An 11,409-nucleotide genomic window follows, 5' to 3' on the forward strand; every position below is an offset into this window, starting at 1 on the left:
CCCGTTAGGAATATAGACAAATGGCAAGAGTAAAAAGGGCGGTAAACGCTCACAAGAAGCGTCGGAAGATCCTCGAGCGGGCTGAGGGTTACCGCGGTCAGCGTTCGCGCCTGTACCGGAAGGCCAAGGAGCAGGTCACCCACTCCATGGTTTACGCGTACCGTGACCGCCGCCAGAAGAAGGGTGACTTCCGTCGCCTCTGGATCCAGCGGATCAACGCGGCATCGCGTGCCAACGGCCTCACGTACAACCGCCTCATCCAGGGCCTCGGCCTTGCTGGTATCGAGGTTGACCGTCGTATCCTCGCCGAGCTCGCTGTCAACGAGCCCGCCACGTTTGCGGCCCTCGTCGAGAGCGCGAAGAAGGCCCTCCCGGCCGACACCTCGGCTCCGAAGGTTGACGCAGCAGCGTAAGCAGCTTTCTCCTTTCAACGGGCATCCCGCTTCGGCGGGGTGCCCGTTGTTTCGTTGTGCGCGCCTCCCCACCGCCGACGTGCCTGTCCCTAGACTGGGGGAGTGCTTGATAACCCACGTTCCCCGCGCGTCAGAGCGGTAGCAAAACTTGCCAAACGACCGGCCCGTCTCGAAACCGGCCTCTTTCTTCTCGAGGGGCCGCAGGCGGTCTCAGAGGCGCTGACCTTCCGCCCCGGGCTGATCGTCGAACTCTACGCAACACCCACAGCTCTTGAGCGGTACCCCGACATCGCAGCCATGGCTGACGAGCAGACCGACTTCGACGTCGAGTTCGTCTCCGAGGAAGTCCTCGGTGTGATGAGCGACACAGTGACTCCGCAGGGCTTCATCGCCGTCGCGCACCAGTTCCCGACCTCGATGAAGGACATCTTCAACGGCGAGCCCAAGCTCATTGCCATCCTCGAAGAGGTTCGCGACCCCGGAAACCTGGGAACCATCATCCGTGCCGCCGACTCTGCAGGTGCGGATGCCGTCATCCTCACCGGGCGCAGCGTCGACCTGTACAACCCCAAGGTCGTCCGCTCAACGACGGGGTCTCTGTTCCACCTGCCGATCGCGGTCGGCGCTGAACTCCCGAACGTCATCGAGCGGGCGCACAAGGCCGGACTCCGTGTACTCGCCGCCGACGTGAAGGGCACGAGCCTGCTCGACGCCCGCGTCTCGGGCGAACTCGTCCAGCCGACCGCCTGGCTGTTCGGAAACGAGGCGCACGGCCTGACCGATGAGCAGCTTCCACTCGCGGATGCCGCGATCACGGTTCCGATTTACGGCCACGCCGAGTCGATGAACCTCGCGACCGCGGCGTCGGTGTGTCTCTACGAGTCCGCGTTCGCGCAGCGCAGCGCCGTCTGACCCACCCCGCCCAGAGGCATCCGATTCTGTTCGTAATCTTGGTTACGAATCAGTAACGGATGCCTCTCGTCATACGGGCGAAACACCGTGTCCTTTAGTTTGGACGCATGGAACCAACGCTGATACCGAACACGACGAGCATGCCCATCGCGAAACTTGGTGAGCCCCTGGTGATCGTCGACTCGGTCAACAAACACTACGGCGATCTCCATGTACTCAAGGACATCAACACCACGGTGACCCGCGGTGAGGTCGTCGTCGTGATCGGTCCAAGCGGTTCGGGCAAATCCACCCTGTGCCGGGCGATCAACCGGCTCGAGACCATCGACTCCGGCACGATCACCATCGATGGAAAGAAGCTCCCGGAAGAGGGCGCGGACCTCGCCCGTCTCCGTGCCGATGTCGGCATGGTTTTCCAGTCCTTCAACCTGTTCGCGCACAAGACGGTGCTCGAGAACATCACGCTCGCACCGATCAAGGTGAAGAAGATGTCGAAGAAGGATGCCACTGAGCGCGCGATGACGCTGCTCGAGCGCGTCGGGGTGGCAAACCAGGCGCACAAGATGCCGGCACAGCTCTCCGGCGGTCAGCAGCAGCGTGTTGCGATCGCCCGCTCGCTCGCGATGAGCCCCAAACTGATCCTGATGGACGAGCCGACGAGCGCCCTCGACCCCGAAATGATCAACGAGGTTCTCGACGTCATGGTCGGCCTCGCCAAGGAAGGCATGACCATGATCGTGGTCACCCACGAGATGGGCTTCGCCCGCAAGGCGGCCGACCGGGTGCTGTTCATGGCAGAGGGCGAGATCGTTGAGGAAGCCACTCCCGAGACCTTCTTCAGCCACCCGAAGTCTGAACGCGCACAGGACTTCCTGTCCAAGATCCTCGACCACTGACCGCCGCGCGCCCCTGAGCGCGCGGCTCATCACCCTTGGCCGCTTCGGCAGCCGGGAAAACACAGCACATCACAAGGAATGAGAACGAGATGAAGCGCAAAAAGCTATCACTGATCGCCCTCGGCGGAGCCGCGTTGCTCACGCTTTCCGCCTGTGCGGGAGGCGGCGGAGACACCGCAGCCCCCGAACCGGAAGCAGCCCCCACCTTTGAAGCCGGCACAACGATGGCCGAGCTGGCAGAAGATGGCAAGATCACCATCGGCACGAAGTTCGACCAGCCGCTGTTCGGCCTCGTCGGCCCGAGCGGAGAGCCCGTCGGTTTCGACGTCGAGGTCGGCAAGATCATCGCCGCGAAGCTCGGCATCGCCGAAGAGGACATCGAATGGAAGGAAACGGTCTCCGCGAACCGCGAGCCGTACATCCAGAACGGTGAGGTCGACCTCGTCATCGCCACCTACACGATCAACGACAAGCGCAAGGAAGTCATCGACTTCGCCGGGCCGTACTACATGGCCGGGCAGTCGATCCTGACGCTCGCCGACGACAAGTCCATCAAGAGCGAGAAAGACCTCGTCGGGCAGCCCGTCTGCTCGGTGACCGGTTCGACACCCGCGGCGAAGCTGGCTGAAATCGGCGCAACCCCGGTTCTCACCGACACCTACTCCAACTGCCTCGAGCCGCTGCGCTCGGGCCAGGTCGTCGCCGTGTCGACTGACAACGTGATCCTCGCCGGTCTCGCTGCTCAGAACGAGGGCGAGTTCAAGGTGGTCGGAAAGCCGTTCACCGAGGAGCCTTACGGCATCGGACTTGCCAAGGACGACATCGAGTTCCGCGACTGGATCAACGATGTCCTCGAGGAATCCTACGAAGACGGTTCGTACGAGGAGGCCTGGGACAGCACCGCTGGAACGGTCCTCGAGTACGTCGAGCCTCCTGCGGTAGACCGCTACTAGAAGTTCCACACACGAACGGGGCGGGGCGTGTCCCCGCCCCGTTCGTGAGCGCCACACAACAGAAACGGAAGAGGCCACATGGACGTCATCATCGACAACCTGCCTCGGTACCTCTCAGGCTTCGGCATGACGCTGCAACTCCTCGTTGTCGCTGCGATTGCCGCCCTGATCCTCGGAACCATCATCGCGACCATGCGGATCTCACCGGTCCCCTCACTGCGCGGCTTCGGCGCCGTGTACACCGAGTTGATCAGGAACACTCCGCTCACACTCGTCCTCTTCTTCTGCGCGTTCATCCTGCCGTACCTCGGTGTCCGGTTCGATTACGCGACGTTCGCGATGATCGGCCTCAGCGTGTACACCTCGCCGTTCGTGGCCGAAGCCCTGCGCTCCGGAATCAACGGCGTTCCGATCGGCCAGGCCGAGGCCGCACGCAGCCTTGGGCTCGGCTTCAGCCAGACGGTCGGATACGTCGTGTTCCCCCAGGCGTTCCGGATGGTCATCCCGCCGCTGATCAACGTCATCATCGCCCTGACCAAGAACACCTCGGTCGCCGGTGGTTTCTTCGTGGCCGAGCTCTTCACCATCGGTAAAGAACTCGCGAACGACAACGGAAACGCCGTCATCGCGGTGCTCCTGGGCGTCGCGACCTTCTACCTGCTCATAACTATTCCGCTGGGGCTCTTTGCCGGGCGGCTCGAGAAGAAGTGGGTGGTGGCGCGATGAGCGGTTCCGTTCTGTTCGACGCTCCCGGTCCGAAGGCCAGGCGGCTCTCGCTGATTCTCTCCATCGTCGTCGGCATCCTCATCCTCGGCGGCCTGTACTGGATTTACTCGGTTCTGGCAGCCCCACGGCCCAGTTCGGGCGGGATTACCCTTCCCGGCATGTTTGATCCAAGCCGGTGGAATATCTTCGCCGACCCTGAGGTCTGGACGTTCATTGGCAAGGGCGTGCTCAACACGCTGCGCGCCGCCGGAGCAGCAGCGGTCCTCGCGCTCGTTCTCGGTGTGATCTTTGCTCTGCTCCGCACAGCGAAGACGGCCTGGATCCGGGTTCCCATCACCGTTGTCCTCGAGTTCGTTCGAGGCATGCCCGTTCTCCTGATGATGCTCTTCATCCTGCTCGGCTTCTCCAGCGGGGCGTACCTCGCTGTTGTGCTTGCTCTCGGCCTGTACAACGGCGCCATCATCGGTGAAGCGCTCAGGGCAGGACTTGCCTCCCTGCCGCGCGGACAGCGCGAGGCCGGGTTGAGTCTCGGAATGCGTGAACTCCAGACCCGGATGCTCATCGAATTCCCGCAGGCATTCCGCCAGATGCTGCCGGTGATCGTCGCCCAGCTGGTCGTGCTGCTCAAGGACACGTCGCTCGGATTCATCGTCGGTTACCCGGAACTTCTCCGCTCGACGATGAACAACCTGGCGAGCTTCTACGGCAACCGCTACCTGTTCTCGCTCTTCGCCGTGACGTTCGTGATCTACCTGATCATGAACCTCGCACTCTCGTGGGTCGCCCGCTGGCTCTCGAAGCGCACTGACTCAGCGCGCCGTGGAGGCCGGGTACGCAGGGGCAGAAAGCCCGTCGACGTGGACCCCGCCATCGCGATCGCTCAGGCATCGGCAGCGGCTCGGCAGTCAGGCGAGGGCGCTGTGTAGTTCCGCCACTCGGTAGACTTGTGGACCGTGTCCGACTCGCAAGTAATAACCGAATCCGCCGTGAACGCGGCAGTCGAATCAGCCCTCGCCGCAATTGCCGCCGCAGCCGATTCCGCAGCCCTCAAGCACGTACGTACCGAGCACACCGGAGAGGCCTCGCCGCTGGCGAAGCTCAACGGTGAGCTGCGCAACGTCGCTCCCGACCAGAAGGCCCCGCTCGGCAAACTCGTCGGCCAGGCACGAGGTCGCGTGAACGCGGCGTTTGCCGCTCGCGAGCAGGAAATCGTCGAAGCCGAGAACGCGGCTCAGCTCGCCGCAGAGGCCGTTGACGTGACCGCGCTGGCCAGCCGCTACACCGCAGGTGCACGGCATCCGCTCACCCTCCTCCAGGACCGCGTGAGCGAGATCTTCACCGGAATGGGCTGGGAGATCGCCGAAGGCCCAGAGGTCGAGAGCGAGTGGTTCAACTTCGACGCGCTCAACTTCGACGCCGACCACCCGGCGCGCGCGATGCAGGACACGTTCTTCATCGACCCGCCCGAGTCACACCTCGTGCTGCGCACCCACACCTCGCCGGTGCAGGTGCGGTCACTGCTCACTCGTGAGCTTCCCGTCTACGTGCTCGCGCCCGGTCGCGTCTACCGCACCGACGAGTTCGACGCGACTCACCTGCCCGTGTTCATGCAGTTCGAGGGACTCGCCGTCGACAAGGGTCTGACCATGGCGCACCTCAAGGGCACGCTCGACCACTTCGTGAAGTCGATCTTCGGCGATGAGGCGAAGATCCGCCTGCGCCCGAGCTACTTCCCGTTCACCGAGCCGAGCGCCGAGCTCGACTTCTGGCACCCGACGTTCAAGCACGGCCCTCGCTGGATCGAGTGGGGTGGCTGCGGCATGATCAACCCGAACGTGCTCCGCGCGGCCGGGATCGACCCGGACGAATATTCAGGTTTCGCCTTCGGCATGGGAGTCGAGCGTGGCCTGATGTTGCGCAACGACGTCCAGGACATGCGGGAGATGGTTGAGGGCGATATTCGCTTCTCACAGCAGTTTGGAATGGTGGTTTAGCATGCGGGTGCCCCTCAGTTGGCTCGCTGAATACGTCGATCTCGCACCGGGATCGACCACGGAAGACGTGCACGCTGCACTCGTGAAGGTCGGCCTCGAAGAGGAAGACGTTCACACCTTCGAGGTGACGGGACCCGTTGTCGTCGGCGAGGTGCTCGAGTTCGTCGAGGAGCCGCAGAAGAACGGCAAGGTCATCCGCTGGTGCCAGGTGCGCGTTGCGCCCGAGGGCGAGCTCGCCGCCGACGGCGGACCCGACGTGCACGGCATCGTCTGTGGCGCGGGCAACTTCTTCGTCGGTGACAAGGTCGTCGTGACCCTGCCCGGCGCGGTTCTCCCCGGCCCGTTCCCGATCACCCCGCGCAAGACTTACGGCCACGTGTCCGACGGCATGATCGCCTCGACACGAGAGCTCGGCCTCGGTGAGGAGCACGACGGAATCCTGCGCCTGTCGACGCTCGGCGTCGACGCTGAGCCAGGTACGGATGCCATCGCGCTGCTCGGTCTGGACGACGCGGCAGTCGAGATCAACGTCACACCCGACCGCGGGTACGCGTTCTCCCTTCGCGGCGTTGCCCGCGAGTACGCCCACGCCACCGGTGCCGCGTTCCGCGACCCCGCGCAGCGCGAGGACTTCCAGCCGACCGGCACCGACGGCTTCCCGGTCACGATCGCCGACGACGCACCGATTCACGGCAAGCCCGGTGTGCGCGTGTTCGCCACGCGCATCGTTCGGAACGTGGATGCTTCACGCCCGACGCCGCCGTGGATGGTGTCGCGACTGCGGCTTGCGGGCATCCGTTCGATTTCGCTCCTCGTAGACATCACCAACTACGTGATGCTCGAACTCGGCGCGCCGATTCACGGCTACGACCTCGACGCGCTCACCGACGGCATCACCGTGCGGCGCGCGCAGCCGGGGGAGAAGCTTGTGACCCTCGACGGCCAGGAGCGCACGCTCAGCCCCGAGGACCTGCTCATCACCGACGGTTCGGGGCCGATCGGCCTCGCCGGCGTCATGGGTGGCGCGACCACAGAGATGGGTGAGACCACCCGCAACGTGCTCATCGAGGCCGCGAACTTCGACCCGGTGTCGATCGCGCGCACGGCCCGTCGGCACAAGTTGCCGAGCGAAGCGTCCAAGCGCTTCGAGCGTGGGGTTGATCCCGCGATCGCCGTCGCTGCGGCGTCGCGCGTTGCTGAACTCATGGTCGAACTGGCCGGGGGAGAGGCCGACGCAACCGGTTCGATCGTCGGTGAAGCGGCATCCGCAACACCGATCCTGCTGCCTGACGGCTACATCTCGGGCCTCATCGGCATCGAGTACACCGCCGATGAGATCCGCGACTCGCTGGTCGAGATCGGAGCGACCGTCGAGGACACCGACGGCGGCCTCCGAGTGACGGCTCCGACCTGGCGCCCCGACATCACCGACAAGAGCGACCTCGCCGAAGAAGTGGCGCGTATCGTCGGCTACGACCGGATTCCGTCGGTGCTGCCGGTCGCTCCTCCGGGACGCGGTCTGACCCGTTCGCAGCGGGTGCGACGTAACGTTGCAGACGTTCTCGCGGCCGCCGGTTCGACGGAGATCCTCGCGTTCCCGTTCCTTTCCGCCGCTGACAACGACAAGTTTGGTTCGCCCGTTGAGGGCAGCGTGCCGGCCATCAAGGTCGCGAACGCACTCGACGCCAGTGCGCCGTACCTGCGCACGAGCCTGCTGCCCGGCCTGATTTCGGCGGCGAAGCGCAACCTGTCGCGCGGGCTGACCGACGTGTCGATCTTCGAGCTCGGACTGGTCTTCACCCCTGAGCCCGGTGTGCAGTACGGCCAGGCCGAACTGCCGTCTGGAGCCGCGCGTCCGACCGACGAGCAGCTTGCCGAGCTCAATGCCGGAATCCCGCCGCAGCCGCGTCACGTTGCTGTGCTCATCGTCGGTAATGCCGTCGTCAAGCAGCCGGGACTCGCCGCTGTTCCGTCCGGAATCGCCGATGCTCTCGCCGCTGTCGCGCAGATCGGTCTCGCGACCGGTGCCACCATCGACGTCGTCCAGGGCAGCCACAAGTCGCTTCACCCGGGCCGCACCGCCGAACTTCGTGTTGGTGATCGGGTCGTCGGGTACGCGGGGGAGTTGCTTCCGCAGCTCGCCCTCGACTCCGACCTGCCGCGGGTTGTCGCCGTCGCCGAACTCAACCTCGACGCGATCCTCGAATCGACGGATGCCGGGATCACTGCTGGCGTGATCGGCACGCTTCCCGCAGCCACCCAGGACCTCTCTCTCGTCGTGCCGCGCTCGGTACCCGCTGGCGACGTGCTCGCCGCGGTTCGTGAGGGCGCAGGGGAACTGCTGGAAGACATCCGCCTTGTTGACGACTACCGCGGAAAGGGTGTCGCGGATGACGCGAAGAGCCTCACCTTCGCGCTGCGGTTCCGTGCCCCGGACCGCACGCTGACCGCTGCTGAGGCGTCGGAGGCCAAGCTCGCCGGTTCGGCGCTGGCCACCGAGCGCTTCGGCGCTGTGCTGCGGGAGTAAGTAGTCCGAGCTTCACCGAGAACACCCGTCCCGGTCGAGATCACCCGGCACGCCGGATGTTCTCGACCGGAACGGGTGTTTTCGCGTTCACGGGGAGTGCGGGTAGAACGTGGTGGGTGGCGTCACAGTTGCGCTGCCGTCCGGCCCGAAGATGACTTCGCTGAGCCACACCGTCCGCCCCGGTTCCTGGGTGTCGACGAGTCCCGGCAGCCAGGCGTGAAAGACCATCCAGGTTCTCCCGCCCCTGCGGAAGAGTGCGCAGTGGCCGGGGCCGCGCGCCACCGCGTTGCTGGCCAGCACGGGGCCCGCGGATTTTCTGAAGGGGCCCAGCGGGCTGGACGCGACCGCATGGCCGACGGCATAGCGATCCGTGTCATAGGCGTTTGCGGAGTAGAAGAGATGAAACCACGGGGATTGCTCCCAGAGGAAGGGTGCTTCGATGAGCGCCCCTTCCCACGCCTGATCGGCGCGGAGGATGCGACGTGGTGTGCCAACAAGCTCGGTGCTCGAGGCATCCATTCGCTGCACGTAGAGGTAGGTGTCGTACCCAACGGCATTGCCGTCGTTCTTCCAATAGAGAAACCGTTCACCGGTGGCGCTCACGAAGGGGTGGCTGTCGATCGAGCCGCCCTCGTTTTGCTGCCAGATCAGCGGCGCGGTCGAGGTGTCCCGGTAGGGGCCTTCTGGCGCGTCTGCGACGGCCACGCTGATCGACTGGAGCCGTCGGTCGGGAGATCGCGTCGTGTAGTACAGGCGATATCGGCCGGCGGCATCCCCTGTCACTTCCGGTGCCCAGACCGCGCCGGGCGTTGACCACGACGGAAGTGACGGGAGCGCGTCTGGCCCGCGAACCCAGTTCGTCAGGTTCGCACTGCGGAGAGTTTGAATGTTGTGGCCGTTGCCGTTCGTGCCTACGGCGATGTACCCACCTGCGGGTGGCGCCAGGATCATCGGGTCGGGGAAGTCGTGCGGGAACACGGGGTTGAGGAATCCCATGGGGTTACGCCGTCCGCTGCTCACGGCTGACAGCATCCGTTTCTCGGAGGGCAGGCCGTATGACGATTTGTGTGCCGAGGACGGCGAGGCTCGACGTCGCGACGAGAACTCCGCCGAGGGGAATCGCGCTGGTAATTCCGACGAGGCCGGCGACCGGGGTAACCAGAGCGGCGACGGTGAAGTTGACCGCACCGAAAAGGGATGCAGCGGTGCCGGCCTGGGCACCCTGGCCATCGAGGGCAAGTGACGTCACGCAGGGAAAGCACGCGCCGCAGGCTGTGACATACGTGAACAGGACGGCCACGACGCCAGGAAGGCCGATCGGCGTGAGCTCAACGATGACGAGAGCGGATGCTGCTGCGAGCGTGATCCACGTAAAGACCGCGAGGATGCCGCTCACCGAGAATTTCCTGCTCAGCTTCGCGCTGAGCTGCACACCGATCACCAGGCCGATGGAGTTGGCGAGGAAGACGATGCTGTATGCACGGGGTGACAGACCCTCGACGTCTTGAAACAGCAGCGATGACGCGGCCACATAGGCATGGATCCCGGCGTAAGTCATGCTCGCGACGAGGGTGGCGCCGAGAAACGAGCGGTCCCGGAGAACCGCGCCAACGCGGGCGGCGAAGCGCCGAGGAGCCTCGGTAGTTTCCAACGTCTCGGGGATGAAGAGGATACTGGCGGCAAGGATCAGAGCGGACAGGGCCGCCAGCACCAGGAAGATTCCTCTCCAGTCGGTGACACTCAGGAGCTCCGCACCGAGAACAGGAGCGAACAGGGGCGCGACGGTGGTCACCAGAGTGACGCGCGCGATCATAAGCACGAGGGGGCGTCCGTCGAACAGGTCGCGAACGATCGCGAGCACGATCACCGCGCTTCCTGCAGCACCGATGCCTTGTGCCACGCGCATGACGGCGAGGGCCGTGATGTCCGTCGCCAACGCGCACCCGATACTGGCGGCGACGTGCACCGAGGTGCTGGCGAGGAGCGGCCAACGGCGCCCGACGCGATCGCTCAGCGCGCCGATGAATAACTCCCCGATCGCGAGGCCAAGGGTTGTCGCGGCGAGGGTCAGTTGCACCGCTCCATCTCCAACGGAGAAGTCCTCTTTCAGCGCGGGAAAGGCGGGCAGGTAAAGATCGATCGTCAGAGGCCCAATGGCGGTGAGCATGCCGAGGAGGAGGATGAAGGCCACGCGGGGCCGACGGGCGGCGGTCATTCGCGCACCGACCCGTTTCGTCCTCCTGTTCCTCTCGCTCGGGGCCGGTCACCGGTGATGGATTCCGCGCGACGCTCGGCCACTCGCCGCATCTTGATGTAATTACCGCACCCGGCCATCGAGCACCACCGGCCCGACCGGTTTCGGGACGCATCGTAGAACGCCCACTGGCACGACTCGCGAGCACATGCCTTGAGTCGTTGCCAGGTCCCGTCGGCGTGAGCAGTCGCGATGGCGTTCACGAGGGCGTTTGTCAGGCTGGTTAGATTCCCCTCCCCAGCAGCGACAAGCTCAGGATCGCCCGAGGGGCCGATGCTGAAATGAACGGTGGCTGCGGCAAGAGCCGCGTTCATTCGATCAATCGCACGAAAGTCCGCCTCATGGCGGGCGTGGAGGTGGAGCACGGCCCGCAGTCCTTCGCGGATGGTTCTCACGGTTTCCAGCTCGGTCGCCGTGAGGCGCGTGCCGGCGCTGAGCAATCGGCGTTGAGCGAGCCAGACTGCCAGTTGATCCGGGGTGCCGAAGGCATCTTCTCCGACCTGGAACTCAACGGAGTTCACGAAATCGAGTACTAACTGGAGCGATCCAGGGATCCGGGCATCGGTGCCGTCCATAACACCAGCGTAAGCGTTTTGGTGGTGTGAAGGAAGGGCGAAATCTGCGCCGTGCGGCGCCGGTAAATCCGAGTGTCACCGAGAACACCCGTGCCGGTCGAGATCACCCGGCACGCCGGATGTTCTCGACCGGAACGGGTGTTTTCGCGTTCGCGGCGA

The 11,409-nt window shown here is 64.8% G+C and carries 11 protein-coding genes; 8 read left to right on the forward strand and 3 right to left on the reverse strand.

Features of this window, described 5'->3' with window-relative positions; genetic code table 11:
- Positions 1–20: 20 nt before the first annotated feature.
- The 8 genes from rplT (at position 21) to pheT (ending at position 8,421) form a co-directional block, all read left to right on the forward strand.
- Positions 21–413 carry a 50S ribosomal protein L20 gene (gene rplT, locus AC1X6S_RS11320; RefSeq protein WP_108390635.1) on the forward strand — a complete coding sequence of 131 codons (393 nt, stop codon included), beginning with the start codon at positions 21–23 and terminating at the stop codon, positions 411–413.
- A gap of 102 nt (positions 414–515) precedes the next feature.
- A complete protein-coding gene (locus tag AC1X6S_RS11325) occupies positions 516–1,325 on the forward strand; it encodes a TrmH family RNA methyltransferase (protein ID WP_483405832.1) in 810 nt (269 codons plus the stop codon).
- Positions 1,326–1,465: 140 nt separating this feature from the next.
- A complete protein-coding gene (locus AC1X6S_RS11330; protein WP_483405911.1) occupies positions 1,466–2,221 on the forward strand; it encodes an amino acid ABC transporter ATP-binding protein in 756 nt (251 codons plus the stop codon).
- An 89-nt stretch (positions 2,222–2,310) separates the two neighbouring features.
- On the forward strand, positions 2,311–3,174 hold the full coding sequence (locus tag AC1X6S_RS11335; protein WP_483405833.1) for a glutamate ABC transporter substrate-binding protein: 864 nt from the start codon (positions 2,311–2,313) through the stop codon (positions 3,172–3,174).
- 78 nt (positions 3,175–3,252) lie between these two features.
- Positions 3,253–3,900, forward strand: a complete 648-nt coding sequence (locus tag AC1X6S_RS11340; RefSeq protein WP_483405834.1) for an amino acid ABC transporter permease — start codon at positions 3,253–3,255, stop codon at positions 3,898–3,900.
- The gene (locus tag AC1X6S_RS11345) at positions 3,897–4,826 is read left to right on the forward strand and encodes an amino acid ABC transporter permease (RefSeq protein WP_483405835.1); all 930 of its coding nucleotides are present in this window, start codon (positions 3,897–3,899) and stop codon (positions 4,824–4,826) included. The genes AC1X6S_RS11340 and AC1X6S_RS11345 overlap by 4 nt, the downstream gene beginning before the upstream one ends.
- 27 nt (positions 4,827–4,853) lie before the next feature.
- On the forward strand, positions 4,854–5,894 hold the full coding sequence (gene pheS, locus AC1X6S_RS11350; protein WP_483405836.1) for a phenylalanine--tRNA ligase subunit alpha: 1,041 nt from the start codon (positions 4,854–4,856) through the stop codon (positions 5,892–5,894).
- Position 5,895: 1 nt separating this feature from the next.
- Positions 5,896–8,421, forward strand: coding sequence for a phenylalanine--tRNA ligase subunit beta (gene pheT, locus AC1X6S_RS11355; protein WP_483405837.1), 2,526 nt, complete (start codon positions 5,896–5,898; stop codon positions 8,419–8,421).
- Between the two features lie 87 nt (positions 8,422–8,508).
- Here pheT and AC1X6S_RS11360 read toward each other — a convergent pair whose 3' ends face one another.
- The 3 genes from AC1X6S_RS11360 to AC1X6S_RS11370 are packed head-to-tail and all read right to left on the reverse strand — an operon-like array spanning position 8,509 to position 11,250.
- Positions 8,509–9,441 carry a glycoside hydrolase family 43 protein gene (locus tag AC1X6S_RS11360; protein ID WP_483405838.1) on the reverse strand — a complete coding sequence of 311 codons (933 nt, stop codon included), beginning with the start codon at positions 9,439–9,441 and terminating at the stop codon, positions 8,509–8,511.
- A complete protein-coding gene (locus AC1X6S_RS11365; protein WP_483405839.1) occupies positions 9,422–10,636 on the reverse strand; it encodes a multidrug effflux MFS transporter in 1,215 nt (404 codons plus the stop codon). The genes AC1X6S_RS11360 and AC1X6S_RS11365 overlap by 20 nt, the downstream gene beginning before the upstream one ends.
- Entirely contained in the window at positions 10,633–11,250 is a 618-nt protein-coding gene (locus AC1X6S_RS11370; protein WP_483405840.1) for a CGNR zinc finger domain-containing protein, read from the reverse strand. Before AC1X6S_RS11370 ends, AC1X6S_RS11365 begins: the two co-directional genes overlap by 4 nt.
- Between the last annotated feature and the right edge of the window lie 159 nt (positions 11,251–11,409).

Source organism: Mycetocola sp. Y442, from assembly GCF_056898615.1.